Origin of the sequence: Microbacterium sp. (assembly GCF_041641055.1) — a bacterium.
In the GTDB taxonomy this organism is placed as follows: domain Bacteria; phylum Actinomycetota; class Actinomycetes; order Actinomycetales; family Microbacteriaceae; genus Microbacterium.
Genome location: NZ_JBEPZB010000003.1, coordinates 125,126 through 151,191 on the forward strand (window position 1 = coordinate 125,126; position 26,066 = coordinate 151,191).

Below are 26,066 nucleotides of genomic sequence, written 5' to 3' on the forward strand. Positions count from 1 at the left end.
CGCGTCTGCGCCCTGCGGGCCCAGGAGCGACTAGGCTCTGTCACTGCGCGACCGCCGTCGATGCGTCGCGCTCGTTCGCGAAGGAGAGCCGGATGACAGACCAGGATTCGACCCGGACCCCGCATTCCGACGATGCGAGTGCACGCCCGGACAACGAGAGCGCGCACCCCTGGCGGCGCTTCGTCGCCATCGGGGATTCGTTCACCGAGGGCATCGGCGACCCAGACCCCTCCCGCCCCGGCAGCCACCGCGGCTGGGCCGACCGCGTCGCCGAGGTGCTCTCACGTCAGGTCGACGACTTCGCGTACGCGAACCTCGCAGTGCGCGGCAAGCTGATCGCGCAGATCGTGCGCGATCAGATCGAGCCGGCGGTCGCACTGCATCCGGACCTCGTCTCGATCTGCGCCGGCGGCAACGACGTCATCCGCCCCGGCACCGATCCGGACGCGATCGCGTCGCAGCTGGAGGATGCCGTCGCGCGCCTCTCCTCGACGGGCGCCACGGTCCTGCTCTTCACCGGGATCGACACCGGATTCACCCCTGTCTTCCGTGCCTTCCGCGGCAAGGTCGCGATCTACAACGAGAACGTCAGGGCGATCGCCGAGCGCTATGACTGCGTCGTCGCCGACCAGTGGGCCCTCAAGGTCGTGCAGGACATGCGCTTCTTCGACGACGACCGGCTGCACTACAACTCGCTCGGTCATCACGAGGTGGCCAGGATGGCGCTGCGCGCGCTCAACGTGCCCAACGACCTCGAGTCGATGCAGCCGGAGCCGCTGCCCCTGCGGACATGGCGCGAGGCCCGCTCCGAGGATCTCGGGTGGGCCAGGGAGCACCTCGTCCCCTGGGTGCTGCGACGCCTGCGGCACCAGTCCTCAGGCGACCATGTCGTGGCCAAGCGTCCTGAGCCGTCGCCTGTCGTCTTCCCGCCGACCGACTGACGAGCGCGGGGCGACTCAGCTGGTGCTGAGCGCCCAGAGAGCGACCGCCGCCGCGGAGGCGACGTTCAGTGAGTCGACGCCCCCGTACATCGGAATCGTGACGATGGTGTCCGCGCCCTCCATCGCCTCCCGGGAGAGGCCGTCGCCCTCTGCTCCCATGACGATCGCAACCCGCTCGGGCCGGTCGGCGACATAGGCGTCGAGCGTGGTCGCGTCGTCGCGCAGAGCGAGGGCTGCGATGTCGAAGCCCTCGGCGTGCAGATCGGCGATGGCGGACTCCCAGTCCGTGATGCGTGTCCACGGCACCTGGAAGACGGTCCCCATGCTCACGCGAACGCTGCGCCGATACAGCGGATCCGCTCCCCCCGGCGACACCAGCACCGCGTCAGCGCCGAGGCCTGCGGCCGCGCGGAATGCGGCGCCGACGTTGGTGTGGTCGCCGACGTTCTCGAGGATCAGCACCAGCCGCGCGCCCTCGAGGACCTCTCGCACCGTCGGCAGCTGCGGCCGATGCATCGATGCGATGGTGCCTCGGTGCACGGCGAACCCGGTGACGGACTCGGCCACCTCGTCAGGGACGATGTACACCGGCACGTCCAGGTCGCCGACGATCGCTCGGACGTCGTCCACCCGTCGCTCCTGCACGAGAACTGAGCGCGGCCGATGGCCGGCCGCGACCGCGCGGGCGATCACCTTGGTCGACTCGGCGATGTACAGGCCGCCTGCGGGCTCCTTCACCGTCCGCAGCGCGGTGTCGGTGAGCGCCCGGTAGTCGTCGAGTCGTCGATCATCCGGAGTCGTCACGCGCTGCAGGTCCACGAGCCCCAGTCTGCCATCGCGCGCTGGCACGACTTCTCCCGCCGCCCGCGAGCATCCGCCGCATCGAGCACGCCGTAGACTCGCTCAGGGAGGTCCAGTGAGCGCATCGAGTCCGGTCGAGCTGTCGACCACCATCGCTCGCACCGCCGAACTCCTGCGCGGACGCCGGATCGCCCTCCTCACCGGGGCCGGGATCTCGACCGACTCGGGGATCCCCGCCTACCGCGGCGAAGGAGCGCGCACCCGATCAGATCCCATGACCATCCAGCGCTACCTCGGCGATGAGGCGGCAAGACGTCGCTACTGGGTCGGTGGCCATCTCGGCTGGCGCGCGTTCGCCCAGGCCGAGCCGAACCCCGGGCATCTGTCGCTCGCGGCGATGGAGGCGTCCGGTCAGGTCAGCGGAGTCATCACCCAGAACGTCGACGGCCTGCACCTCCGCGCCGGCAGCTCGCACGTGATCGAGGTACATGGCACGATGCGTCGCGTCCTGTGCCTGCGCTGCGGACAGGTGTTCGACCGTCGCGACATCGCCGTGCAGATCGAGGAGCGCAATCCCTGGATTACGGTGCCCGAAAACGTGGCGCTGGCGCCGGACGGCGACGTACTGCCCGAGAGCACCGAGGGTTTCATCGTCCCCGTATGCACGGTGTGCGGCGGGATGCTGAAGCCCGACGTCGTCTTCTTCGGCGAGTACGTGCCCCAGGGCCGCTTCAAGGCGGCCGAGTCGCTGCTCAGGGCGAGCGACGCGATGATCGTGGCCGGGTCCTCGCTCGTCGTGAACTCCGGCGTCCGACTGGTGGAGCGCGCCCGACGACGCAGCATCCCCCTCATCATCATCAACCGCGAGCCGACTCGCGCGGATGTCTGGGCCGATGTCACTATCGCCGCAGGCACCAGCGATGTGCTGCCGGCCCTTCAGGAGCTCCTCGCATGACGCTGATCACCCTCGTCCGCCACGGCCAGACCGACTGGAACCTCGCCCGCCGCATCCAGGGCTCCACCGACATCCCGCTGAACGAGACGGGTCGAGCCGACGCCCTGACCGCCGCGGCTGCCCTCGCGGGAGTCACCCATCACGCGATCTACTCGAGCCCGCTCCTGCGGGCGAGCGAGACCGCGGAGATCATCTCGGCAGAACTCGGCCTCGGAGCGCCGGTACTCGTGCCGGACGTCCGCGAGCGGGAGTTCGGCGAGGGCGAGGGGATGCTCGTGTCGGAGTACATGACGACCTACGGCGGTTGGCGAGCTGCCGTTCCCGGAGCCGAGACGCTCGAGGACGTCGCCGAGCGCGCGCTGCGCGCACTCGACGCGGTCGCCCGCGACTCCCGACGCCGTTCGACTCCCCTCGCCGAGTCGGTGGTCGTGGTGGCGCACGGAGGGGTGATCCGAGCCCTCATCGACCACGTGTCGGGTGGTACCCTCCCCCGCCCCGGCGATCAGATCGCCAACGGGTCGGCGCACCGGTTCGAGGTGTCGCAGGGGACGCTCCGGCTGCTGGATCAGTTCGCCCTGGTCTGACTCGGAGCTTCTGACGGCGGCTCAGCGACTGCGACCGAGCACCGAGCGCGCGTGGCGGAGCACGGGCTCGTCGACCATGCGTCCCTCGAAACGGAACACCCCGCGCTCGGACTCCGCTGCGGCGAGGACGGCGTGCGCCCAGTCGACGGTCGCGGCATCCGGGGCGTAGGCAGCCCGGATCACCGCGACCTGACTCGGATGGATGCAGGCCGTCGCCGCGAAGCCGGAGGCGGCGGCATCCTCCGCCTCGACCTGCAGCCCCGCGGTGTCCTCGATCTCGATGTGCACCGCGTCGATGGCCGCCTTGCCGTGCGCCCCCGACTCGAGGAGCACGCGCGAGCGGGCGTAACGGGCGATGTCGCGATAGCCGCCTGCCGAGGTGCGGCTCGAGGTGCCGCCGAGCGAGGCGACCAGGTCCTCCGCCCCCCACATCATCGCCACGATCTGCGGGTGTGCGGCGATCCGATCCGCGGCGTGGATCCCGCGGGCGGTCTCGCAGAGCGCGACGAGCGAGAACCGCTCGTCGAAGGCCGCGAGGCTCTCGGCACTCTCCGTCTTGGCCACCATGACGGTGCGGAAGTCGGTCTGCGCGAGAGTCGAGAGATCGGAGACGAACTCCTGAGTGCCCGGGGCGTTGACGCGGACGATCACCCGATCCGGATCCAGGTCCGCGTCGATGAGATTGCCCCTCGCAGCTGCCTTGGCGTCGGGGAGCACCGCGTCCTCCAGGTCGAGGATGACGGCGTCCGCCTTCTCGAGTGCGCCACGGAAGCGCCCCGGCCGATCGGCGGGGCAGAACAGCAGTGCAGGTCCGAGCGCGAAGGTCATGCGCCACTCTCCTTCGGCAGGCAGTGCACGAGCACCGACCGGGTGGCCGTCGCGACGATGACGTCATCCTGCGTCCGACCCGTGTGCGCGATCGTGACGATCCCCTGCCCCGGCCGAGACGATGACAGCCGCTTCTCGACGATCACGCTCTCGGTGTAGAGGGTGTCTCCGGCGTACAGCGGATGCGGGAAGGTGATGTCTCCGAAGCCGAGCTGTGCCACCAGGGTGCCCTGGGTGAGCTGCGCGACGGAGGCTCCGACCATGGTCGACAGCGTCCACATCGAGTTGATGAGGCGGCGGTGGAACGGCGCCTGCGCCTCGGCGAAGGCCGCGTCGAGGTGAAGCGCCTGCGTGTTCATCGTCAGGGTGGTGAAGAGGACGTTGTCCGCCTCGGTCGCCGTGCGGCCTGGCCGATGCAGGTAGCGGGCGTCGGGGATGAACTCCTCGAAGTAGAGTCCTCGCTGGACGATGTCGTGCGCGCTCATGCTGCCACGCTACCCGGCGAGACCCAGGGCGCGAGCGATCACCAGCAGCTGCACCTCGGTGGTGCCCTCGCCGATCTCGAGGATCTTCGAGTCGCGGTAATGACGCGCGACCGGGAACTCGTTCATGAATCCGTTGCCCCCGAAGATCTGGGTCGCGTCCCTGGCGTTGTCCATCGCCGCCTCCCCGGCGACGAGCTTGGCGATGGCCGCCTGCTCGGCGAAGGGCCGCCCCGCGTCGCGAAGACGGGCCGCGTGATGCCAGGCGAGCCGCGATGTGTGCACGCGCGCCCGCATCCTCGCGAGAGTGAACTGGGCGTTCTGCCGCGTGCTCAGCGCGCTGCCGAAGATGGTGCGGCTCTTCGCGTACTCGACGGCGGCCTCGAGACAGCCCTCCGCCGCGCCGGTCGACAGCGCGGCGATCGCGATCCGCCCCTCGTCGAGGATGCTCAGGAAGTTGCGGAAGCCGCTCCCCTCGGCCCCCAGAAGATTCCCTGCCGGAACGCGAGCGCCGTCGAAGGTCAGTGGATGCGTGTCGGAGGCGTTCCAGCCGACCTTGTCGTACGGCGCCTCGACCGTGAAGCCCGGAGTGCCGTTGGGGACGATGATGGTCGAGATCTGCTTGCGCCCGTTCTCCGTCCCGGTCACCGCCGTCACCGTGACGAACCGGGTGATGGGCGTTCCGGAGTTGGTGATGAACTGCTTCGAGCCGTCGATCACCCACTCCTCGCCCTCGCGTCGGGCTGTCGTCCTCGTCGCTCCGGCGTCGCTCCCCGCCTCCGGCTCGGTGAGGCCGAAGCCCGCCAGCGCGCGGCCGGCGAGCAGGTCTGGCAGGTACTCGCGCTTCTGCTCCTCGGTGCCGAAGCGGAACACGGGCATGGCGCCGAGACTCACGCCGGCCTCGAGCGTGATGGCGATCGACTGGTCGACGCGCCCGAGTGCTTCGATCGCGATACCCAGCGCCATGTAGTCGCCGCCCTGCCCGCCGTACTCCTCGGGGAACGGCAGCCCGAACAGGCCGAGGTCCCCCATCTGCGCGACCACGTCCATCGACAGGGTGTGCGTGCGGTCGGCTTCGTACGACTGCGGTGCGACCACCGTGTCGGCGAAGTCCCGCACCATCGCGGCGAGCTCGCGCTCCTCATCGGTCAGCTGTTCCATGATCACTTCTCCTCCGTCGAGATCCGTGCGACCGTCTGGTCGCGCCTCACCTGGTCACCCAGCGCCACCGTGAGCTGCACGGCGCCGTCGTGGGGTGCGAGCACCGGGTGCTCCATCTTCATCGCCTCGATCGAGACCAGCGGAGTCCCCGCCGTCACCGTCTCGCCGTCGCGGACATGCACGGCGACCACGCTGCCGGGCATCGGCGCGCGTGCCTCGGGACCATGCGAGCTCTCACGCTCGCCCTGCGCGGAGAGCCGGTGCAGCATCCGTCCCCGGCGATCCAGCGGCCGGAGGCGCTCGGTGCGACCACTCTCGCTGACCCAGACATCACCGTCGGCGTCGGTCGCCACGGCGACACGGTCACTCACCAGGTCGGTGTCCGGCGCGACCAGCACCTCACCCTGATCCGTGAGGAAGGAGGTGTCCGCGAGCGTCGCCCGGGCGAGCCTGCTCCACACCGCGCCGGCGCGTGTCGCGAGACGACGCTCCTCCGCCGTTCGGCCGTCCCCCTCCTGATGCCGGACGTGCTCTCGTGCCGCGACGAGCATCGAGGGTGTCGGCGCCTCCACGGGCAGGGGCAGCAGGGTCTCGATGAGACCGGTGTCGAGGTCGCCCGCGACGACCCGCTCGTCGGCGCAGAGCTGACGGAGGAAGGCGATGTTCGTGTCGACTCCGAGCACGACGGTGCGAGCGAGGGCGTCGTCCAGGTGCCGCAGCGCCGTGGGCCTGTCCTCGGCCACGGCGATGATCTTGGCGATCATCGGATCGTAGAATCCGGTCACCTCGGATCCGGTCTCCACGGCCGCATCCACCCGCACCCCCGCGGGAGGATCGAACAGGAGCACCCGCCCCGTGGAAGGAAGGAACCCGCGAGTCGGGGACTCCGCGTACACGCGGGCCTCGATCGCATGCCCGCGCACCTGCGGCGCCGGATCGAGTCGACCGCCGGCTGCGACACGGATCTGCAGCGCGACGAGGTCGAGGCCGGTCACCTCCTCGGTGACGGGGTGCTCGACCTGCAGCCGGGTGTTCATCTCGATGAAGAAGATCTGGTCAGGAGCGTCGGCGTCGAGCAGGAACTCCACCGTGCCTGCACCCACGTACGACACGCTCTCCGCCGCCTGGACGGCTGCGGCGAGCAGGCGGTCTCTGGTGCTCTCGGGGATGCCGGCGGACGGGGCCTCCTCGATGACCTTCTGGTGGCGGCGCTGCAGCGTGCACTCGCGCTCGCCGAGGGCGATCACCGTCCCGTGCACGTCGCCGAAGACCTGCACCTCGATGTGTCGTGGCCGACGGATCAGCCGCTCGAGGATCAGGGCGTCGTCACCGAAGGCGGAGATCGCCACCCGTCGGGCCGACGCCAGCGCCGCATCCAGGCCGGAGGCGTCGGCGACGACCTCCATGCCCTTGCCACCCCCGCCCGCGCTGGGCTTGACCAGCAGGGGGAAGCCCACGGCCCTCGCCTCATCGGCGATCTCGGCATCCGAGAGTCCGCGCGCATCGAAACCAGGCACCACGGGTACGCCGGCGCGCACGACGTGGTCGCGCGCCTTGGCCTTGTCGCCCATGATCTGCAGGGCCTGCACCGAGGGTCCGATGAACACGATGTCGCTCTCGGCGCACGCCTCGGCGAGACCGACGCTCTCGGACAGGAAGCCGTAGCCGGGGTGGATGGCCTGCGCCCCGGTGGCGCGTGCCGCGGCGATCACGGCGTCGATGTCGAGATACGACTCGGCGGCGGGTGCCGCGCCGATCCGCACCGCATCGTCCGCCTCTCTGACATGGGGCGCGCCGGCATCCGCATCGCTGTAGACGGCGATGCTGCGGATGCCCATCGCCCGCAGTGTGCGGATGATCCGTCGTGCGATCTCGCCCCGATTGGCGACCAGGATCGTGTCGAATCGGCGGAGATCGTCGGTGGTGGTCGTGGTCGTCATGGTGGTCACATCCGGAAGAGGCCGAACCGCGGTTCGGGCAGAGGGCTGCGGGCGATCACGTCGAGGGCGAGTCCGAGCAGGTCGCGGGTGTCTGCGGGGTCGATGATGCCGTCGTCCCAGAGCCGGGCGGTGGCGTAATAGGGCTCTCCCTGCGTCTCGTACTGGTCGCGGATCGGCTGCTCGAACGCCGCCCGCTCCTCGGCGGTCCATCCCTCGCCCCGGGCGGCGAGCTGGTCGTCCTTCACGGTGCCGAGGACGGATGCCGCCTGGGCGCCGCCCATCACCGAGATGCGACTCGCCGGCCAGGTCCACAGGAACCGCGGCGAGTAGGCGCGTCCGCACATCGAGTAGTTGCCCGCACCGAAGGACCCCCCGATGATCACGGTGAGCTTGGGGACCCTCGTGCTCGCGACGGCGGTGACCATCTTCGCGCCGTCCTTGGCGATGCCGCCTGCCTCGGCGTCGGAGCCGACCATGAAGCCGGTGATGTTTTGCAGGAACAGCAGCGGGATACCGCGCTGATCGCACAGTTCGATGAAGTGCGCGCCCTTCAGCGCCGATTCGCTGAACAGGACGCCGTTGTTCGCGACGATCCCGACGGGATGCCCGTGCAGGCGCGCGAACCCGGTGACCAGAGTGGTGCCGTACTCCGCTTTGAACTCGCGGAAGCTGTCCCGGTCGATGAGACGCACGATGACCTCGTGCACGTCGTAGGCGGCGTTCACGTCGACCGGCACGACGTCATACAGGGGGCCGGCCTCGGACGGCGGCCGACTGTCGTGCACTTCCCACGCAGGCGTGCTCGGCGCGGGGAGCGTGCCCACGATGTCGCGCAGAATCTCGAGCGCGTGCTCGTCGTCCTCGGCGAGATGGTCGACGACTCCGCTGCGGCGCGCATGCAGCTCGCCGCCGCCGAGGTCCTCCGCTGACACGATCTCTCCGATGGCGGCCTTCACCAGGGGCGGCCCACCGAGGAAGATGGTGCCCTGCCCCCGGACGATCACCGTCTCGTCGCTCATCGCGGGGACGTACGCGCCGCCGGCCGTGCAGGAGCCGAGCACGGCGGCGAGCTGTGGGATGCCCTCCGCCGACATCCTCGCCTGATTGAAGAAGATCCGTCCGAAGTGCTCGCGATCCGGGAAGACCTCGTCCTGCTTGGGAAGGAACGCGCCTCCCGAGTCGACGAGGTAGAGGCAGGGAAGCCTGTTCTCGAGGGCGATCTCCTGCGCCCTCAAGTGCTTCTTCACCGTGAGCGGGTAGTACGTCCCGCCCTTGACGGTGGCGTCGTTGCAGACGACCATCACATGTCGTCCGTGCACCAGCCCGATCCCGGCGATGACACCGGCGGCCGGTGCCTCTCCCCCGTACAGGCCGTCTGCGGCGAGCGGCGCGATCTCGATGAACGGGCTGCCCTCGTCGAGGAGCCGGGCGACGCGGTCGCGAGGCAGGAGCTTGCCCCGGCCGATGTGGCGCTCCCGCGAGGCCGCAGGACCCCCTTGTGCGGCGGTCGCGAGCCGCTCACGCAGCTCCGTCGCGAGAGACCGCTGGGTTGCCGGCATGTGACGTCCTCCTCGACCCCGTGACGCGGGGCGACATCGCCCTGGCGCACTGCATGCTCTTTCGGTTAGTGTTCACTAACCGATTGCATCAGGTTAGCGAGGATTAACTGAGATGACAACCCCCGTCACGGCGCGAGATCGCGCCAAGGCAGAGCGCTCGGACGCGATCCTCCGAGAGGCCGCCCGCCTCTTCGCCGAGCACGGTTACAACGGGGTCAGTCTCGAGGACATCGGAGCTGCCGTGGGTGTCTCCGGACCCGCCGTGTACCGACACTTCACCGGCAAGCAGGCACTGCTCGGTGCCGTGCTGGTCAAGGTCAGCGACGATCTCGTGACCGGCGGGACGAAAGTCGCCTCAGACGGTGCGACGGCGGCGGAGCGGATGCGGGCGCTCGTCGAGTTCCACGTCGAGTTCGCGCTCGGGCACGCCGAGGTGATCCGCGTGCAGGACAGGGACGTCGCACACCTCGATGCTCGCGACCACGCCGAGGTCCGTCGTCTGCAGCGGGCGTACATCGAGCTCTGGATCGCCACCCTCGCCCCGCTCGTCCAGGCGGATGCCGACGAGCTGCGACTGCGCGTTCAGGCGTGCTTCGGACTCATCAACTCCACGCCGCACAGCACGCGAGCCGCGGCCAGACGCCACTCCGCCACCGCGACAGTGCTCGTCGCGATGGCGGAGTCGGCGCTCACGGCGACTACCTGAGCAGCATCGCCCGCCCCGGCTCCTGGAGCACGTCTGCCACGTCCTTGAGGAATCGCGCGCCTTCGGCACCGTCCACGAGCCGGTGGTCGAACGACAGGCTCAGCGTCATGATCTGACGCAGGGCGATTTCGCCACGATGCTCCCACGGCTGCCGCCGGACGGCACCCACGGCGAGGATGCCGGACTGCCCCGGCGGCAGGATCGGCGTGCCGGCGTCGATTCCGAAGACCCCGATGTTCGAGATGGAGAAGGTGCCGCCCGCGAGTTCGGCCGGTGACGTCTTGCCCGACCTCGCCGTTCCCGCGAGGTCTTTCAGCGCATCGGCGAGCTCGACGAGCGTGAGCCTCTCGGCGTCGCGGATGTTCGGGACGATCAGCCCGCGTTCCGTGGCCGCGGCGATCCCCAGGTCGACGTAGTGGTACTGGACGATCTCCCCGGCTGCCTCATCCCAGTGGGAGTTGAGCCCGGGGGTCCGGCCGAGCGCCAGGCAGACGGCCTTGGCGACGACCGCGAGCGGGCCGATGCGATGATCCATCAGCGCTCGATCATCGCGGAACGACGAGAGCAGCTCCATCGTCGCGGTGACGTCGACCGTGTGGAAGACCGTCACGTGCGGCGCGGTGAAGGCGCTCTCGACCATGGCGGCGGCGGTGTGCTTGCGGACCCCTCGGATCGGGATCCGAGTCTCCCTGGCGTCGCCCTGCCCCGCCGTCCGATCGTTCAGAGAGGCCGGCTCGCGGGGAACCGGAGCTGCGGCCGACTTCGTGGCCTCCCGCGGCTCGGGGCTCGCACCGACGCGCTCCGCGTACGCGTCGATGTCGTCGCGGGTGATCACCCGGTCGCCGACGGACGCGGCCACGAGCACGAGGTCGATACCGAGGCGCTTGGCGTAGGCCCGAACCGGCGGCGTGGACCGCGGACGCTCGACCACCGTCTCGACGGTGAGTGACGGAGACGCGTCATGCGGCGCGGCCTCGAGCACGGCGGTGTCTGCCGTGGTCGAGCCGCCGCCGAGACGCCGCGCGCGACGCGCCGGACGGCCGGATGCCGAGGGCGCCGCGCCGTAGCCGACGAGGTTGGGCTGGGCCTTCTCCTCGCTCCCGGTCACGGCGGATCCGGTCCCTACCCCCACCGTCGGCGTCTCCGAGCCGACCACGTCGAACTCGATGAGCGGAGCGCCGACCGCCACGGTCTGGCCGGCCTCGGCGTGGAGAGCCGCGACGATCCCCTCGTACGGCGAGGGCAGCTCGACCACGGCCTTCGCCGTCTCCACCTCCGCGAGGGTCTGGTTCAGGGCGACCTGATCCCCTGGTGCCACCATCCACTGGATCACCTCGGCCTCGGTCAGCCCTTCGCCGAGGTCGGGCAGTCGGAACTCGGCGTTCATGCCTCTGCTCCCGTCAGGCTGTTCGGGCGATCGAGCACCCGGTCGACGGCATCCAGGAGCCGATCCAGATCCGGCAGATGGTACTTCTCGAGCTTCGCCGGCGGGTAGGGCACGTCGTGCCCCGTCACCCGCAGCGGCGCCGATTCCAGGTATTCGAAGCACCGCTCGGTGATGCTGGCGATGACCTCGGCCGCCACGCCGGCCTCGCGCGACGCCTCGTGGGCGACGACGACTCGGCCGGTCTTGCGCACGGACGCCGCGACGGTGTCGTAGTCCACCGGAGACAAGGACCGAAGATCGATGACCTCGAGCGAGGTGCCCTCGTCCTGGGCGGCCTCCGCCGCCTGGAGCGCCGTCGAGACCATGGCGCCATAGGTGATGAGCGTCGCGTCCCCTCCCTCGCGGACGACGCGGGCGAGCCCCATCGGCGCCGCGTCCGCCAGCGGAGCATCCAGGTCGACCTCCCCCTTGTGGTGGTACAGCCGCTTGGGCTCGAAGAAGATCACGGGGTCATCGGAGGCGATCGCCTGCCGCAGGCTCCGGTAGGCGTCCTCCGGGTTCGACACCGCGATCACGCGGAGCCCCGCCGTATGCACGAAGTACGCCTCCGGCGACTCGGAATGGTGCTCCGCGGCGCCGATGCCCCCTGCCCACGGGATGCGGATCGTGATCGGCATCTTCACGCGGCCCTGCGTGCGGTAGTGCAGCTTCGCCACCTGCGCGACGATCTGGTCGAAGGCCGGGTACACGAAGCCGTCGAACTGGATCTCGACGACCGGCCGGTAGCCGCGGAATGCGAGGCCGACCGCGGTGCCGACGATGCCGGACTCCGCGAGCGGGGTGTCGATGACGCGCGTGGCGCCGAACTCGTCGAGCAGCCCGTCGGTGATGCGGAACACGCCGCCGAGCTTGCCGATGTCCTCACCGAGGAGCACGACCCTGTCATCGTCGCGCATCGCCTGGCGCAGCCCGGCACCGAGCGCCTTGCCGAGAGTGAGCTCCGCCACGGTCACGCCTCACCCTCGAAGGACGCGACGTAGGCGGCATACTCGCCACGCTGCCGCTCGAGCCCGGTGTGCGGTTCGGCGTAGACCCCGTCGAACACCGAGAGCGGCGGGCGCGTGACCATCGCGAGGCATTCCGCGCGCATCTCACGGGCGACGACATCCGCCGCCGCCTGCGTCTCGGCGACCTGCTCGTCACTGAGTTCTCCGAGCGCGCGCAGGTGCGCCTCCAGGCGTGCGATCGGATCCCGTCGCTTCCAGGCCTCCAGCTCCTCCTCCTTGCGGTAACGGGTCGGATCGTCCGCCGTCGTGTGCGGTCCCATCCGATAGGTGACCGCTTCGAGGTAGGCGGGTCCCTTGCCACTGCGAGCGTGCGCGAGCGCCCAGCGCATCGCCGCGAGACACGCCAGCACGTCGTTGCCGTCGACGCGCATGCTCGGGATGCCGAATCCCGGAGCGCGGCCGGCGATCGGATACTGCGACTGCACCGACACGGGCTCGGAGATCGCCCAATGGTTGTTCTGGCACACGAACACCACGGGTGCCTGGTACGAGGAGGCGAAGATCATCGCCTCGTTCACATCGCCCTGGCTCGTCGCTCCGTCGCCGAAGTACGTGACGGCGACCTCGTCGGCGCCCTCGTGACGGATGCCGAGGGCATAGCCGACGGCATGGAGCGTCTGGGCGCCGATGATGATCTGCAGCGGCGCCACGCGCAGCGCCGCCGGATCGTGACCTGCACCCTCCTCGCCGCGCCACATCCGCACGTAGTCACCGGGCTGGGCGCCCCGGGCGTAGATCACGCCCGTCTCGCGGTAGCTGGGGAAGACGTAGTCGTTCGCGGCGATCGCGCGGGCCGTGCCGATCTGGGTGGCCTCCTGGCCCTGACAGGGGGCCCAGAGCCCGAGCTGCCCCTGACGCTGGAGGGCGACGCCCTCCGAGTCGATCCTGCGGAGGATGACCATGTCCCGGTGCAGCGCACGGAGCTGCGCGGGATCGACGTCGTCGACGAAGGGGTCGAGCTGCGGGTTCGCGACGCGGGTGCCGTCCGGGGTGAGGATGCGCTCGGCGAGTTCGAGATCCTGCACGGTGTCGGCGATCGGGGTGATCTGCGGTGACATCATCGTCCTCCTCGTTCGTGGCCGTCGTCACGGGTTCTACGCTCGGCCCCGGCATCATCGCCGGTTAACTCGAGGGTACGTCCGCTCATCACCTCGCTCAAGCAATCGCGCACCGCTTGAGCATGTTGCCCAATCCAGGGCATCCTGGCCCTGCTATCGTTTGGCACTATGGCCGGACTTGACCGCATCGATCTGGAACTGCTCGCAGCCCTCGCCGACGATCCGCGCGTGACCATCGTCGCTCTCGCGGAGAATCTGGGGCTGTCGCGCAACACGATCCAGGCGCGGATGACCAGGTTGGAGCAGACCGGGGTCTTCCTCTCTTACGAGCGCTCGTTCTCCACCGACGTCCTCGGCTTCCCGCTGCAGGCGTTCGTGAGCATCGGCGTGCGGCAGACGGAGCTGCCCAGGATCATCAACGAGCTCGCCCGCATCCCCGAGGTCGTGCAGGCGCACGGACTCAGCGGATCGATCGATCTGCTCGCACGCGTCGCCTGTCGCGACGCCCGTCACCTGTTCGACACGGACGCGCGCATCCTCTCGATCGACGGGGTCGAGCGCACCGAGACCTCTCTCGCGATGGGCGAGGTCATCCCGTTCCGCGTCGCAGGGCTCATCGGCCTCGCGCGACGGGAATCCTGAGGAAGCGGCGAACGGCGCCTGCCGCCTCGGCGGGGGTCTCGTAGTGGATCAGGTGCCCGACGTGGGCGATCTCGACGAGGGTGCCGTCGTCGAAGCGCGTCACCAGCTCGCGCTCCACCTCGATGGGCGTGATGTCGTCGCGCTGTGCCGCGATGAGAAGTGTCGGCGTCGAGATCGACGCCGCGAACTCGCTCACGTCGTGTGACACGCTCGCGACGAAGGCGTCGCGCAGCACGTCGCGATCGGCGAAGCGCGAGAAGTAGGTGTCGTGCTGGTCATGGATGAATCGGCGGATGTCCGGGTCGGACGTCTTCGCCATCGCGATGCTCATGATCCGGACGATCAGGCGGTTGCGCAGGAGTGCGGTACCCGCACGCTCGGGGAGCCGGGCCCCCAGCGAGTAGTACAGGACCGCGAGCCGCGTCATCAGACCCTTCGGGCCCTCGAGCGCCGGCGCTCCGATCGGGTTGATGAGGATCAGACGAGGTGTCGCGAGACCGCCGGCCACCGCGGCGGAGGTGACGATCGAACCGAAGGAGTGCCCGAGGATGACGGCGCCCGGCGCCACGACATCCGCGAACTCGGTGAGCCAGGCGACGTACTCGGCCAGGTCGTACGTGCGCCCAGGCACGGGAGCCGTCTCTCCGAAGCCGGGGAGGTCGGGGGCGATCACACGCACCTCCGGAAGGAACGCGAGCACCGACTCGAGCCCGTGATGCTCGCCTCGGAATCCGTGCACGGCGATCACGGTGACCTCGGAATCCTCCTGACCGTACTCCCAGTAGGCGGTGACGCCGCCCCTGACCTCGACGTCGTGGCGCACGACCGGCAGACGGCTGAGGCGGTCGGCGTACGGCGAGGGAACGGACATGGGGCAAGTCTATGGTCACGGGATGTGCCGTCCCCGTGTCCCTGCGAGCGGATGTCGGCGCCCCGTTCTACGGTGAAACCATGCCGCCGGCTCCCGCTTCCCCTCCCTGGACCACTCGCGTCGGCGTCTTCGACCTGGAGACCACCGGAGTCGATGTGGAGCAGGATCGCGTCGTGACCGCCCATGTCGGTCTGCTCGATGCCGAAGGCCGCGAGATCGCGGCACGTGATTGGCTCGCGGATCCGGGGATCGACATCCCTGCCGGAGCCACGGCCGTGGACGGGGTGACAACGCAGCATGCGCGTCGCCTCGGGCGTCCCGGTGCTGAGGTCGTCGGCCAGGTCACGTCGGCCCTGCGCTCGCTGCTGTCGCAGGGGGTGCCGATCGTCGCGTACAACGCGGCCTATGACTTCTCGCTTCTGGCGCACGAGGCCCGCCGCCACGGAGTGGCTCCCCTGGAGAACCCCTCGCCGATCATCGATCCGCACGTCATCGACAAGGCCTACGACCGGTACCGTCCGGGCAAACGCACCCTGCAGGCGGTCGCAGCCCTGTACGCGGTACGTCTGGACGATGCGCACGAGGCTGCCGCCGATGCGGTCGCGGCCGGTCGGGTGGCGCAGGCACTCGCGAGACAGTTCACGCTGCCAGACACATTGGCCGAGCTCCACACCCGTCAGATCGGGTGGGCTCGGTCCCAGGCCGAGAGCCTCACGGAGTATTTCATCCGGATCGGGCGTCTGGAGCCGGAGGAGCGCCTCGACGGCACCTGGCCGGTCCGTCGTCACCGCACACAGGAGGGAGCCGACCCGCATGCGATTCCGAACTCGTGACATCACCCGCGTCGAGAGCACCTGGAAGCAGTTCGTCCCGTCGGCAGTGCTGCACGACGTCGATCCGACGAGCTTCCTCTTCGACTGGCACTCAGCGGATCTCGGTGGGGTGAGCATGGTGCGCTACGACCTGGCCGCCGAGGTGCGCTCGACCGCGGCACCCCAGGAACAGCTCCTCGTCTGCCGGGTCGATGGTCCCGAGGCGCGCGTGTACTCCGATCGCGGCGACCTCGACGCGCGTCGCCCCTGGATCTCGGAGGGTCAACGGGTGCACGCGCACTGGGAAGGCGGCGCGCGAGTGACGGCCCTGGTCTTCGAGCGCAAGGCGTTGGAGCAGCAGGCCCGGCGGATCAGCGGAGACGACTCCCTGTCTGTTCGCGTGAATGACCTCTCGCCGCGCTCCGCACATGCTGCGGCCGCATGGGATCGGATGTTCGCGTATGTCGAGCAGAGCTCACTGGCGCTCGACGACGACGACCTGGACGCGCTTCTGCGTGCTGAACTGGCCCGCCACGCCGCCGCGACGACCCTGGCCGCCTTCGCGGTCACCGATCGCCTCGAGCGGCATCGACCGGTCCAAGCGGCGCCCGCGCCGGCGACCGTGCGCCGCGCGCTGACCTACATCGCCGAGAACGCCCACCGCCCGATCACGGTCGACGACGTGGCAGCGGCGGTGCACATCTCGACCCGCGGGCTGCAGTACGCCTTCCGGCGCGCACTCGATGCGACACCGGCCGAATCGCTCAGGCAGGCGCGGCTGGACGGAGCACACCGAGACCTCCGCTCAGGCGCCCCCGCGACGGTCTCGGCGATCGCCCGACGGTGGGGGTTCTCGCACCCGTCCCGCTTCGCCGCCGCCTACCGGGAGAGCTTCGGCGTGCTTCCTTCTGTGACGGCATCCAAGCACCGGAGATGACACCATGCGAACAACCTGTTCGCATGCGACGCGCGTCCTGCCCACACGGTGACTCACCCGCTGTGGAGCGGCATAGATTCCGAGTCATGGGTTCTCTCTATTACGGCGGCTCGGAGCCGATCCATATCGACGATCGTGCGCTCGCGCACCTCAAGGTCGTCGTCGCCACGAAGCTGCGCCGGAACGAGAGCTTCACGCTGAGCTGGAAGCATCCGGACGGCGAGTCCGAAGGACGCTCGACGGTCTGGCTGCATCCGTCCATCCCGCTGCGGTTCGTGTTCGACGACGTGGAGGCGCCGGAACTCAGCCGTCGATGGATCGAGACCCTGGCGCATTCGGCGAACTCGAGTGGCGGGATCATGCTGGTCGACGAGCTGATCGAGTCGTCCGAGCTCGAGGGCGCTGACGCCGGCTGATCACGCGCTCCGTGCCTGAGCGGGCATGCGGTGTCAAGTCCCTCGTGACATCCTGCGAAGCGATGGGACGATGATGGGGATGACAGGACGAGCGGGCGGAGACGGCGAGCGAGGCGCTGCCGCAGACGCGAGCGCCGCGCCATCGCAGCCCGGCATCCTGACCACGTCCGTCGTCATCCCTGTCAAGGACGACTCGCAGCTTCTCGCCCGGTGCCTTCGGCGGCTGCACGCCCAGCAACGACCTCCGGATGAGATCATCGTCGTCGACAACGGCTCCTCGGATGCGTCGGCCGCCGTGGCGCGCGATGCCGGTGCGCGCGTGCTGTTCTGCGCCGATCCCGGCATCTCGGCAGCGGCGGCTACCGGATACGACGCCGCGGTCGGAGACCTGATCCTCCGACTGGATGCCGACTGCGAGCCCGACCCGGCCTGGGTGGAGACGATCACCACCGCATTCGCGGAGGATGCCGGAGTATCCGCCATCACCGGTCGGGCGCGGTTCACCGATGGTCCGCCGGCGCTGCGCGTGCCGCTCGCCCGGCTCTACCTCGGCGCGTACACGACGCTGATGGGGGTCACACTCGGGCACCCACCCCTCTTCGGGTCGAACCTGGCCTTCCGTCGCGAAGCATGGCACGCCGTTCGCGACGAGGTGCATCGCGACCCCGAGATGCACGACGATCTCGATCTCGCCTTCCATCTGGGCGCGGAGCACCGCATCGCCCTCCTCCCAGGGACGGCCATGGGGATGTCGATGCGGCCGTTCACGTCTGGCCGGTTCGGTCGCCGCGTGCACCGTGGCTTCCGAAGCGTGGTCGTCCACTGGCCGCACGACTTCCCTCCGTTCCGGTGGCGGCGGCTGATCGCCCGCAGAGTCGGACGCCGACGCATCCGAGCGGACATCCGGTGAGCAGCCCTGCGGTGAGCAGCCCGGTGATCGGTGCGACGGAACCACCGGACCTGCACGTGATGTCCTTCAATCTCCGCCGCGCGATGGACAGCCCGCTCCTTCCGCGCTCCGAGCGCTGGAGCGTGCGCTCCTCGGCTGTTCGCGACGTGCTCCGCATCGAACGGCCCACGGTCCTGGGACTGCAGGAGGCGCGCCCCCGCTCCCTGCGCGTGGTCATGGACGCTCTCGGCCCGCACCACCGAGCGATCGGGCGCGGACGAGGCCGTGAAGGAACGGGCGAAGGGACCCCGCTGGTCTACGACGCCCAGCGGCTGCGCGTGGAATCATGGGAGCAGCGAGCGCTCTCGGATCACCCCGAGGTGCCGGGTTCGCGCACCTGGGGAAATCTGATCCCGCGTACGCTCGTGCGCGCCGAGTTCAGCGACAGCGTCACCGGCGCACGATTCGTCGTGATCAACACTCACCTCGATCCCTTATCCGCCCGGTCCCGCCGCCGCTCGGCTGAAGCGATCGCCGCCCTGATCGCCGGCATCGACCTGCCCGTGCTCGTGCTCGGAGACTTCAACGCCGCGCTCCACTCACGCTCCCTGCGGGCGCTGCTCGCTTCCGGCGGAACCAGCGACTCGTGGGCGTCCGCGCAGCGGCATCTCACGCCGGAATGGGGGTCGTTCGTCGGAAGTCACCCGCCTCGGCTCCGCGGTCGCCGGATCGACGGAGTCCTGGCGACGGACGACGTCGCCGTGCGCGCAGTCGGGATGAACACGCGGACCCTGGACGGCATCCGCCCTTCGGATCACCTCCCGATGCAGGCACTGGTACGGATCACCGAGGAGGTCCGGTGAAAGCGGACTTCCTGCGACCCCCGCGCACCGTGGCGGAATGGATCGCGGACGCCCTCCGCGTGCTGGGCCTGCTCGGCGTCGTCGTGGCCGCCATCTGGTGGGGACCGACGGACGCCGGGATCGTCGCACTCGCGACCCCGGCGCTGATGCTGCCGCGCATGCTCGGCATGCGCGGCAGCTTCGATGCCGCGGCCTGTGCGATCGTGCTCGCCGCCGCCTGGAGCAACGTCTTCGGCCTCTACACGAGCGTCGCGGGCTGGGATCTGCTCCTGCACTTCCTCTGCACAGGGATGCTCGCCATCGTCGCCGCGCTGGTCCTGACCAGGACGAAGGTCGTGCAGATCACCAGCGGTGACCGGGTCCGCGCACGCACGCCCCTCGTTCTGCTGCCGCTGATCGCCCTCGCCCTCAGCGCCGTGTGGGAGATGGTCGAATGGCTCGGCAAGGCCTACCTCAGCGATGACATCTTCGTCACCTACCAGGACACCATCGGCGACATGGTCTTCGGCGGACTCGGGGGTCTGCTCGCGGGGCTCCTGCTGTCGCGCACGCAGGTGGAGCGGACCAGACGAGCTGAGTGATGCGAGCGCGACGCTCTCTCGGCGATCGCGCCTCTTGCGGCGGCGGCCGTGGGAGCGGTAGCCTCCCCCTAACTAATCATCGTTAGGTGGCACTCATGAGCAGAGCGACCATCCTGGTCGAGGCCCGCGCGGTCTTCGCACGCCGCGGGTATGCAGAGGCGAGTCTGCGCGAGATCGCGGAGGCCGTCGGCATCAAGACGCCCTCCCTGTACGCGCACTTTCCGAGCAAGGAGGCGCTGTACGAGGCCGTGTATGCGGAGGTCATCGTCGAGCACACCGAGTTCTTCGACGAACTCGTGCGCTCCAGCGACTCGCTGGCTCCCCTCGAGCGACTCCGCCACCTGCTCGGCGGTATCGAGGCGTACTACCGAGAGCGCCCCGATCTGGCCGAGTTCAGCCTTCGTGCCGCCGTCACCGAGTTCGGCCCCGGCGGCTCGCACCTGCGTGAGATCTTCCTGGATTCGGAGTCGACGCTGGCTGCTGCCGTCCGTAGGACCTACGTCGACGGAGTCGCGCAGGGCGCCTTCGCTGCGGGCGATGCGGAGGGCTTCGTCGCCGTGATGTTCGTCATCCTGGACGGACTCTTCCTCCAGCTCACGCACTATGCCCCGGACCTGTATCGCGAGCGCTTCGACAGAGCGTGGGCCTACCTCTCCGCACTCCTCTCCCCCTGAGCGCTCACTCCGAGCAGGACTCGATCCCGTCACCACCCATGACGGTGCCCAGTCGGGGCGTCTCACCCGTCGCACGCCCCCGCCGTACCGAACCCGCCACCGTCTCGCTCTTGCAACCGTCCCCGACGGACGAGGGCAGACCACCGTCAAGGAAGAAGACCATGGAAACCTCCGACTACGAGCACGGCGTCGTGCCCCGCGACCAGCGCAAGGGGTGGCTGTCCATCGCCGCCATCTGGATCGCGATCGGGATCGACCTGTCCGGGGCATTCCTCGGCATCGAACTCGCATCCGGCATGTCCTTCTGGCCCGCGATCGGGGCGACGATGCTCGGCTCACTGCTGCTCGGACTCCTCGCGATGGCCTGCGCGTACGTGGGGGCCTCGACGGGCCTGTCGACGGCCATGATCTCCCGCGCCGTGTTCGGCAAGATCGGGGGCGCTGTGCTGGCCTTGGCGATCTCGGTCAGCCTCGTGGGCTGGTTCGCCGTCCAGGCAGGTTTCTTCGGGATGAACGCCCAGATCGCCTTCGTGGAGTTCACCGGCATCGACGCTCCCGTTCAGGTGTTCAGCGCGATCGGCGGGATACTCATGGCGATCACGGCGTTCTGGGGCTACCGATCGATCAATCGACTCAGCAGCCTGGCCGTCCCGCTGCTGCTCGCGCTGCTCGTCGCCGGCGTCGTCGTGGCGTTCGTCACGAACGGTCCGACAGGTCTGCAGGCCCCGGTCGAGGCGACCTTCACGTTCGGCGCCGCAGTCTCACTCGTCATGGGCATCTTCATCCTCGGCGTGGTGCTCGCTCCCGACATGGCGCGCTGGGCGCGAACTCCGAAGCAGGCGATGATCGCGGGCTTCGTGGGCTTCTTCTTCGGGAACTCGATCATCCTCGTCGTCGCCATCCTGCTCGCCCGCGTCATGAACGGCACCGAGCTGATGGCGATCTTCTTCGCGCTGGGCCTGGGAGGGGTCGCGGTCATCGTCCTGATCCTGGCCCAGTGGACCACCAACACCAGCAACATCTACTCGGCAGGACTCGCCTTCGCCTCGATCAGCGAGCGGCTGAACCGTCGAACCGTGACCATCGTGCTCGGCGCGATCGGCATCATCGTCGGAGTGATCGGCGCAGCAGACTACTTCGTCCAGTTCATCCTCGTCATCGGCACCGTGATCGCTCCCTATGGGGGTGTGTACCTGGCGGCGTTCTTCGCCGGCCGCAAGTCGGCGCGATGGACCCAAGGAGCGACGGTTCCCACGGTGGACGGATGGTCGATCGCCTCGTGGGCGGGCGGCATCCTCGCCGCAGTCGCCACGACAGACCCCTCCGCCGGCCCCGGCTTCGGCTGGTTCACCCTGACGTCCATCTCCGCGCTCGACGGACTGATCGTCGGGTTCGTGCTCTACCTCGTGCTCCTGCCGCTCCGTCATCGCCGCGATCGGACCCGGAGCGTCTCCTCCCTGCCGGATGAGGTATCCGCGTGACCCGGGCAGTCGTGACCGAGGCCGACATCGACGAGATCGCGCTGGGCGCGGCGGTCCTCGGCACCGGTGGCGGCGGCGACCCGCACGTCGGCTCCCTCATGGCGAAGCGACTCATCCGCCTGCACGGTCCGGTTGCGCTCCGCGCCGTCGATGAGCTCACCGACGACGACTTCGTCGTGCCGATCGGAGGCATCGGATCGCCGTCGGTGAGCGTGGAGCGCATTCAAGCCGAGTCTGAGCTCCTCGGCGCGCTCGACGCCATCGAGCGCGCCGTGGGACGCACTCCGACCGCCCTGATGCCGATCGAGGTCGGGGGCGGCAATTCGATGATCCCGATCGCGGCGGCCGCACTCGCCGGGCTCCCGGTCGTCGACGGCGACGCGATGGGTCGCGCATTCCCCGAGGCGCAGATGGTGACGTTCCATCTGGCGGGATACGGCCCTGGCACGACCGTGCTCGTCGACCACCACGGGAACGAGGTCGTGAGCCGGCCCGTCGATGGGGCCTGGTCCGAGCGCCTGGCACGGGCCGTCACCGTCGAGATGGGAGGAGGCGCCACCATGATCGATTATGCCTACGGCGGTGCCGTCGTTCGAGAGTGCGCGATCCCCGGCACGCTCACCCTCGCGAAGCGCATCGGCAGGGTTCTGCGCGGGCACGGCTCGGATGGTCGCGCGCTCCGGGACGACGAGCGCATCGCCGCACTCTGCGCGGACCTCGATGCGGTTCGTCTGTTCGACGGCAAGGTGTCGGATCTGCAGCGAGCGGTCGAGGGCGGCTTCACCCGAGGAGCCGCGGAGCTGGACGGCGTCGGTACCGACAGAGGGAGTTCTTTCCGGCTCGATTTCCAGAACGAGATGCTGCTCGGGCGGCGCGATGGGATCCTCGCCGCCGTCACCCCCGACCTCATCGCCGTACTCGATCTCGCGACGGGTGTCCCGATCACGACCGAATCACTGCGTTACGGCGCACGTGTGGCCGTGGTGGGCATTCCCTGCGATGAGAAGTGGCGCACCGAGATGGGCCTGAAGACCGCGGGTCCCTCGCACTTCGGCTACGACGCGGAATGGGTGCCGATCGAGCACCTCGCTGCCCGCAGAGAAGGAGAGGTCGCCCGATGACCGCATACCGAATCGGCATCGACGTCGGAGGCACGAACACCGACGCGGTGATCCTCGACGAGAAACTCGCCGTCGTGGCATCCGTCAAGCGCCCCACCACCCCCGACACCGGCGAGGGCGTGGCGGACGCGATCGATGCCGTCCTCGCCGCCTCCGGCGTCGATCCCGCGCTCGTCGCACACGCCATGCTCGGCACGACGCACTGCACGAATGCGATCGTCGAACGCCGCGGCCTGGGCAGAGTCGGCATCCTGCGACTCGGTGGACCGGCCACCACCGCCGTCCCTCCGCTCGAAGGATGGCCGACCGACCTGCGCCGCGCGATCGGCGAGCACGCCTACATCATCGCCGGAGGATTCGAGGTGGACGGTCGGAGCATCGCGCCGCTCCACGAAGCCGCCGTCCGTGCCGCCTGCGCCCGGATGGCGGGCAGTGTCGACGCGGTCGCCGTCGTCGGCGTCTTCGCTCCGGTCGACGAGAGCCAAGAGGAGCGGGTCGCCTTGATCGTGTCGCAGGAACTGGGTGTGCCCGTCTCACGCTCGGCGCGAATCGGCTCACTCGGTCTCCTCGAGCGGGAGAATGCGACGGTGCTCAACGCGGCACTCATGCAGACGCTCACCCGCATGGCGAACGGCTTCGTCACCGCGCTTCGTGACCGCGGCATCACAGCGATGCCCTACTTCGGGCAGAACGACGGCACGCTCATGCAGCTCGAGTATGCGCTGGAGTTCCCGGTGCTCACGATCGGTTGCGGCCCGACGAACTCGATCCGCGGCGCGGCGCATCTCTCCGGACTGACCGATGCGCTCGTCGTCGACATCGGCGGAACCACGACGGACATCGGTGTGCTCGTCGACGGCTTCCCTCGCCAGTCCGCTCACGCGGTGGAGATCGGTGGGATCCGGACCAACTTCCGCATGCCCGATGTGCTCTCGGTCGGGCTCGGCGGTGGCACGGTCGTCCGCCGGTCCGATGACGGAGTGGTCCTCGGACCGGACAGCGTCGGGTTCCGTCTCGCTCGGGAAGGGCTCGCGTTCGGAGGAGGCACCACGACCGCCACCGACATCGCTCTCGCCGTCGGCGACGCCTCGATCGACGGCCTCACGCCGCCGACGCTGCCCGACGGCATCGGGGCCCCCGCCTGGCAGGCGATGCGCGCGCTTCTCGAGGACTCGATCGACCGGATGAAGCCCAGTGCCGCGCCGGTGCCCGTCATCCTCGTCGGTGGCGGCGGGATCATCGCGCCGACGTCACTCGAAGGCGTCGGGGCTCTCATCCGACCGGATCACTTCGGTGCTGCGAACGCAGTGGGTGCAGCCCTCGGAGACATCGCGGGTCAGGTCGAGAAGATCTACCACGTGCCCGATATCGAGCGACGCGCAGCCAGGGAGGACGCGGCGGCCGAGGCGATCGAACGAGCACGCCTGGCCGGCGCCGACCCCCAGACGATCGAGCTCGTCGCCATCGAAGAGCTGCCCGCTGCATACTCCGACGGGTCAGCGGTGCTGATCAGAGCACGGGCGGTCGGGCGACTCCAGGATCGGTGAAATGCAGGCGGCCACCCATCCTCGAGGTCGCGACCACACCCGACACGCCCGTCAGACGGCTCAGATCGACGACACGAACGGGTCGAGCTCGGCGACGAGGCGCGCCATGAGGAACGCGCTCAACAACAGGTTGAGGAACAGGAGCACGATCTCCGTCGCGATCATCGCGATGAGCGGGCCTGCGCCCTGGCCACCACGCTGCCGGATCACGACATGCCGCCCGATGATGTAGACGGGCGTCGCGAGGAACATCCACCCCCAGTGGAACGGCTTGACGAAGCCGCGCCGCGCGAGAGTTCGCATGTCCATGGCAGCGAACCATATGGAGGCTCCGATGATCGTCCAGGCCATGAGCATGGGGAACCAGTACCAGGGAGCGAGGGCGAGCTTCAGCTCCGCCACCAGCACTCGTTCGATATCCGGAGTCCCGCCGTCGACAGGCAGAGCCCTCATGAACTCGATCATGGCGCCTGGCATCTCGACGGAGAACCATACGACGGGGATGATGCTGACGGCCATCGCCCCGATGATCGACCAGACCCATACCGTGTGGGAGCGGGTCCCTGGCGGGACGCGCGCGATCGTGTCGGGTGCGGGCTGGGCGGCCCCGTCTACTGGCGCTGCCTGGATCGGGCTGGTCATGGCTCCTCCGCCCGTCGCGTGGTCGGAAGCGTCGGCGCAAGACCGCACGCGACACCTGCGACCAGCGGCATCCCGGCCTCGGCGATGATGAGCCCGAGCGAGACGCCGGCGCTCGCGATGAATGCGATCCCATCCGTCGAGCGCCAGACCATCTCGATGACCATCGCGAGGATGCCGATGGGCAACGCGACGAACGAGAACGCTCGTGCCGTCCAGCGACCGTTCGGGTCGTCAGCGCTCCGGTGAGTGAGACCGAGCGCAGCGGCCAGTGCTGCGAACGCGATCAGCGACGCGAGTGCTGCCGCGGTGTCCAGTTGATTCATCATGCCCCCTCTCACGAGAAACTCGCGACCAACCGGATCGTGACGCCTTATCACCGGGATTCACAGCTCACGCGTCACGAAAGACGCGCAACGACGTCTTGCACATGGAAGACGGACGCAGCCGCGCCCGTCGGATGACGAAGGTTGTGCGATGACCGAACAGCTCTGGGCCGGAACAGGGACAGCGAAAGATCCGTGGACTCTGAAGACCCCACCCCTGTCCTCGACCTACAAGATCCACCGTGATGATGAGAGCGACCCGGCGCTGCTGATCTGTCGGGTCGGTTCGACGAAGCTCACCTACCTCGCTCGCGCCGTCGACGATCTCCATGCTGAGTTGCTGAGCCGCGGGGACTGGGTCACGCTCGGTGCGGCGGACGAGAAGAAGGACCCGGTCCCGGGAACCGTCGAGGCATGGGGGCGCGCAGCGGACAATCCCGTCGGCGGGTGGTACGGACAGCGCAAGGGATACCGCGGCCGGTTCGGCATGTACCTTCCTCCTCTCCTCGAGGCGCTGGGGCTCGTCGAACTCGAACACAATGCCCGCGGCAACCGTGTCAGAGCCATCCCGAGTGCCGGCTAGCGAGCGTCGCCGAGAGCGTCACTGAGGGACACCGCTCCGGCGATGAGAATCCGCTGTCGCGTCATATATCGGTCTTCCCGGTGTCTTGAGAGATGGGACCCGTCGTACCCACGGGAACGCCGGAAGAAGGAACACAGTGGTAACGACGCTCAGAACGAGGAACGACCGTGGCCCGGCCCACGGGACCCGCGATCTGTTGAGACGGCTCGTCGTCG

At 69.1% G+C, this 26,066-nt stretch carries 28 protein-coding genes; 16 read left to right on the forward strand and 12 right to left on the reverse strand.

The features are described 5' to 3' along the window. Nucleotides 1-92: 92 nt before the first annotated feature. On the forward strand, nucleotides 93-941 hold the full coding sequence (locus tag ACESK8_RS03075) for an SGNH/GDSL hydrolase family protein (protein WP_372967203.1): 849 nt from the start codon (nucleotides 93-95) through the stop codon (nucleotides 939-941). Nucleotides 942-956: 15 nt separating this feature from the next. Here ACESK8_RS03075 and ACESK8_RS03080 read toward each other — a convergent pair whose 3' ends face one another. Beyond that, on the reverse strand, nucleotides 957-1,760 hold the full coding sequence (locus ACESK8_RS03080; protein ID WP_372967204.1) for a TrmH family RNA methyltransferase: 804 nt from the start codon (nucleotides 1,758-1,760) through the stop codon (nucleotides 957-959). Between the two features lie 97 nt (nucleotides 1,761-1,857). On the opposite strand from ACESK8_RS03080, the gene ACESK8_RS03085 reads away from it, so the two are divergent. After that, on the forward strand, nucleotides 1,858-2,697 hold the full coding sequence (locus tag ACESK8_RS03085) for a Sir2 family NAD-dependent protein deacetylase (RefSeq protein ID WP_372967205.1): 840 nt from the start codon (nucleotides 1,858-1,860) through the stop codon (nucleotides 2,695-2,697). After that, the gene (locus ACESK8_RS03090) at nucleotides 2,694-3,281 is read left to right on the forward strand and encodes a histidine phosphatase family protein (RefSeq protein ID WP_372967206.1); all 588 of its coding nucleotides are present in this window, start codon (nucleotides 2,694-2,696) and stop codon (nucleotides 3,279-3,281) included. Before ACESK8_RS03085 ends, ACESK8_RS03090 begins: the two co-directional genes overlap by 4 nt. A gap of 21 nt (nucleotides 3,282-3,302) precedes the next feature. On the opposite strand, the gene ACESK8_RS03095 is transcribed toward ACESK8_RS03090, so the two are convergent. Genes ACESK8_RS03095 through ACESK8_RS03115 form a run of 5 tightly spaced genes read right to left on the reverse strand, consistent with a single transcriptional unit; the run spans nucleotide 3,303 to nucleotide 9,251 of the window. Further along, nucleotides 3,303-4,109 carry a CoA ester lyase gene (locus ACESK8_RS03095; RefSeq protein WP_372967207.1) on the reverse strand — a complete coding sequence of 269 codons (807 nt, stop codon included), beginning with the start codon at nucleotides 4,107-4,109 and terminating at the stop codon, nucleotides 3,303-3,305. Beyond that, the gene (locus ACESK8_RS03100; protein ID WP_372967208.1) at nucleotides 4,106-4,594 is read right to left on the reverse strand and encodes a MaoC family dehydratase; all 489 of its coding nucleotides are present in this window, start codon (nucleotides 4,592-4,594) and stop codon (nucleotides 4,106-4,108) included. The genes ACESK8_RS03095 and ACESK8_RS03100 overlap by 4 nt, the downstream gene beginning before the upstream one ends. 9 nt (nucleotides 4,595-4,603) lie before the next feature. Beyond that, nucleotides 4,604-5,752, reverse strand: coding sequence for an acyl-CoA dehydrogenase family protein (locus ACESK8_RS03105; RefSeq protein ID WP_372967209.1), 1,149 nt, complete (start codon nucleotides 5,750-5,752; stop codon nucleotides 4,604-4,606). Between the two features lie 2 nt (nucleotides 5,753-5,754). Further along, on the reverse strand, nucleotides 5,755-7,692 hold the full coding sequence (locus ACESK8_RS03110) for a biotin carboxylase N-terminal domain-containing protein (RefSeq protein WP_372967210.1): 1,938 nt from the start codon (nucleotides 7,690-7,692) through the stop codon (nucleotides 5,755-5,757). Between the two features lie 5 nt (nucleotides 7,693-7,697). Continuing rightward, on the reverse strand, nucleotides 7,698-9,251 hold the full coding sequence (locus tag ACESK8_RS03115; protein ID WP_372967211.1) for a carboxyl transferase domain-containing protein: 1,554 nt from the start codon (nucleotides 9,249-9,251) through the stop codon (nucleotides 7,698-7,700). A gap of 112 nt (nucleotides 9,252-9,363) precedes the next feature. Here ACESK8_RS03115 and ACESK8_RS03120 point away from each other — a divergent pair, with 112 nt between their 5' ends. After that, the gene (locus ACESK8_RS03120) at nucleotides 9,364-9,957 is read left to right on the forward strand and encodes a TetR/AcrR family transcriptional regulator (protein ID WP_372967212.1); all 594 of its coding nucleotides are present in this window, start codon (nucleotides 9,364-9,366) and stop codon (nucleotides 9,955-9,957) included. On the opposite strand, the gene ACESK8_RS03125 is transcribed toward ACESK8_RS03120, so the two are convergent. The 3 genes from ACESK8_RS03125 to pdhA are packed head-to-tail and all read right to left on the reverse strand — an operon-like array spanning nucleotide 9,950 to nucleotide 13,469. Beyond that, nucleotides 9,950-11,344 carry a dihydrolipoamide acetyltransferase family protein gene (locus tag ACESK8_RS03125; RefSeq protein WP_372967213.1) on the reverse strand — a complete coding sequence of 465 codons (1,395 nt, stop codon included), beginning with the start codon at nucleotides 11,342-11,344 and terminating at the stop codon, nucleotides 9,950-9,952. The genes ACESK8_RS03120 and ACESK8_RS03125 overlap by 8 nt on opposite strands. Further along, nucleotides 11,341-12,351 (reverse strand): alpha-ketoacid dehydrogenase subunit beta, encoded by a 1,011-nt coding sequence (locus ACESK8_RS03130; RefSeq protein ID WP_372967286.1) that lies wholly within the window; start codon nucleotides 12,349-12,351, stop codon nucleotides 11,341-11,343. Before ACESK8_RS03130 ends, ACESK8_RS03125 begins: the two co-directional genes overlap by 4 nt. 2 nt (nucleotides 12,352-12,353) lie before the next feature. Further along, nucleotides 12,354-13,469 carry a pyruvate dehydrogenase (acetyl-transferring) E1 component subunit alpha gene (gene pdhA / locus ACESK8_RS03135; protein WP_372967287.1) on the reverse strand — a complete coding sequence of 372 codons (1,116 nt, stop codon included), beginning with the start codon at nucleotides 13,467-13,469 and terminating at the stop codon, nucleotides 12,354-12,356. A 168-nt stretch (nucleotides 13,470-13,637) separates the two neighbouring features. On the opposite strand from pdhA, the gene ACESK8_RS03140 reads away from it, so the two are divergent. Beyond that, complete coding sequence (locus tag ACESK8_RS03140; RefSeq protein WP_060925938.1) at nucleotides 13,638-14,111, forward strand: Lrp/AsnC family transcriptional regulator; 474 nt, start codon at nucleotides 13,638-13,640, stop codon at nucleotides 14,109-14,111. Here the strand turns inward: ACESK8_RS03140 and ACESK8_RS03145 are convergent. Beyond that, nucleotides 14,083-14,982 (reverse strand): alpha/beta fold hydrolase, encoded by a 900-nt coding sequence (locus ACESK8_RS03145; protein WP_372967214.1) that lies wholly within the window; start codon nucleotides 14,980-14,982, stop codon nucleotides 14,083-14,085. The genes ACESK8_RS03140 and ACESK8_RS03145 overlap by 29 nt on opposite strands. Nucleotides 14,983-15,062: 80 nt before the next feature. On the opposite strand from ACESK8_RS03145, the gene ACESK8_RS03150 reads away from it, so the two are divergent. From ACESK8_RS03150 to ACESK8_RS03195, 10 genes are all read left to right on the forward strand, one after another. Further along, nucleotides 15,063-15,815 carry an exonuclease domain-containing protein gene (locus ACESK8_RS03150; RefSeq protein ID WP_372967215.1) on the forward strand — a complete coding sequence of 251 codons (753 nt, stop codon included), beginning with the start codon at nucleotides 15,063-15,065 and terminating at the stop codon, nucleotides 15,813-15,815. Continuing rightward, nucleotides 15,796-16,731, forward strand: coding sequence for a helix-turn-helix transcriptional regulator (locus tag ACESK8_RS03155; protein WP_372967216.1), 936 nt, complete (start codon nucleotides 15,796-15,798; stop codon nucleotides 16,729-16,731). The genes ACESK8_RS03150 and ACESK8_RS03155 overlap by 20 nt, the downstream gene beginning before the upstream one ends. Before the next feature lie 86 nt (nucleotides 16,732-16,817). Continuing rightward, nucleotides 16,818-17,147, forward strand: coding sequence for a hypothetical protein (locus ACESK8_RS03160; protein ID WP_372967217.1), 330 nt, complete (start codon nucleotides 16,818-16,820; stop codon nucleotides 17,145-17,147). 79 nt (nucleotides 17,148-17,226) lie between these two features. Next, nucleotides 17,227-18,057, forward strand: coding sequence for a glycosyltransferase family 2 protein (locus tag ACESK8_RS03165; protein WP_372967218.1), 831 nt, complete (start codon nucleotides 17,227-17,229; stop codon nucleotides 18,055-18,057). 11 nt (nucleotides 18,058-18,068) lie between these two features. Further along, entirely contained in the window at nucleotides 18,069-18,899 is an 831-nt protein-coding gene (locus ACESK8_RS03170) for an endonuclease/exonuclease/phosphatase family protein (RefSeq protein ID WP_372967219.1), read from the forward strand. Continuing rightward, the gene (locus ACESK8_RS03175; protein WP_372967220.1) at nucleotides 18,896-19,480 is read left to right on the forward strand and encodes a hypothetical protein; all 585 of its coding nucleotides are present in this window, start codon (nucleotides 18,896-18,898) and stop codon (nucleotides 19,478-19,480) included. The genes ACESK8_RS03170 and ACESK8_RS03175 overlap by 4 nt, the downstream gene beginning before the upstream one ends. 95 nt (nucleotides 19,481-19,575) lie before the next feature. Beyond that, on the forward strand, nucleotides 19,576-20,154 hold the full coding sequence (locus ACESK8_RS03180; RefSeq protein WP_372967221.1) for a TetR/AcrR family transcriptional regulator: 579 nt from the start codon (nucleotides 19,576-19,578) through the stop codon (nucleotides 20,152-20,154). Nucleotides 20,155-20,315: 161 nt separating this feature from the next. Continuing rightward, entirely contained in the window at nucleotides 20,316-21,635 is a 1,320-nt protein-coding gene (locus tag ACESK8_RS03185) for a cytosine permease (protein ID WP_372967222.1), read from the forward strand. Beyond that, a complete protein-coding gene (locus ACESK8_RS03190; protein ID WP_372967223.1) occupies nucleotides 21,632-22,756 on the forward strand; it encodes a DUF917 domain-containing protein in 1,125 nt (374 codons plus the stop codon). Before ACESK8_RS03185 ends, ACESK8_RS03190 begins: the two co-directional genes overlap by 4 nt. Beyond that, nucleotides 22,753-24,303, forward strand: a complete 1,551-nt coding sequence (locus tag ACESK8_RS03195) for a hydantoinase/oxoprolinase N-terminal domain-containing protein (RefSeq protein WP_372967224.1) — start codon at nucleotides 22,753-22,755, stop codon at nucleotides 24,301-24,303. The genes ACESK8_RS03190 and ACESK8_RS03195 overlap by 4 nt, the downstream gene beginning before the upstream one ends. 60 nt (nucleotides 24,304-24,363) lie before the next feature. Here the strand turns inward: ACESK8_RS03195 and ACESK8_RS03200 are convergent, their stop codons facing one another. Next, nucleotides 24,364-24,945, reverse strand: a complete 582-nt coding sequence (locus ACESK8_RS03200; RefSeq protein ID WP_372967225.1) for a hypothetical protein — start codon at nucleotides 24,943-24,945, stop codon at nucleotides 24,364-24,366. Then, nucleotides 24,942-25,271 carry a hypothetical protein gene (locus ACESK8_RS03205; RefSeq protein ID WP_372967226.1) on the reverse strand — a complete coding sequence of 110 codons (330 nt, stop codon included), beginning with the start codon at nucleotides 25,269-25,271 and terminating at the stop codon, nucleotides 24,942-24,944. The genes ACESK8_RS03200 and ACESK8_RS03205 overlap by 4 nt, the downstream gene beginning before the upstream one ends. A gap of 148 nt (nucleotides 25,272-25,419) precedes the next feature. Here ACESK8_RS03205 and ACESK8_RS03210 point away from each other — a divergent pair, with 148 nt between their 5' ends. Next, complete coding sequence (locus ACESK8_RS03210) at nucleotides 25,420-25,851, forward strand: DUF6855 family protein (protein WP_372967227.1); 432 nt, start codon at nucleotides 25,420-25,422, stop codon at nucleotides 25,849-25,851. Nucleotides 25,852-26,066: the final 215 nt, after the last annotated feature.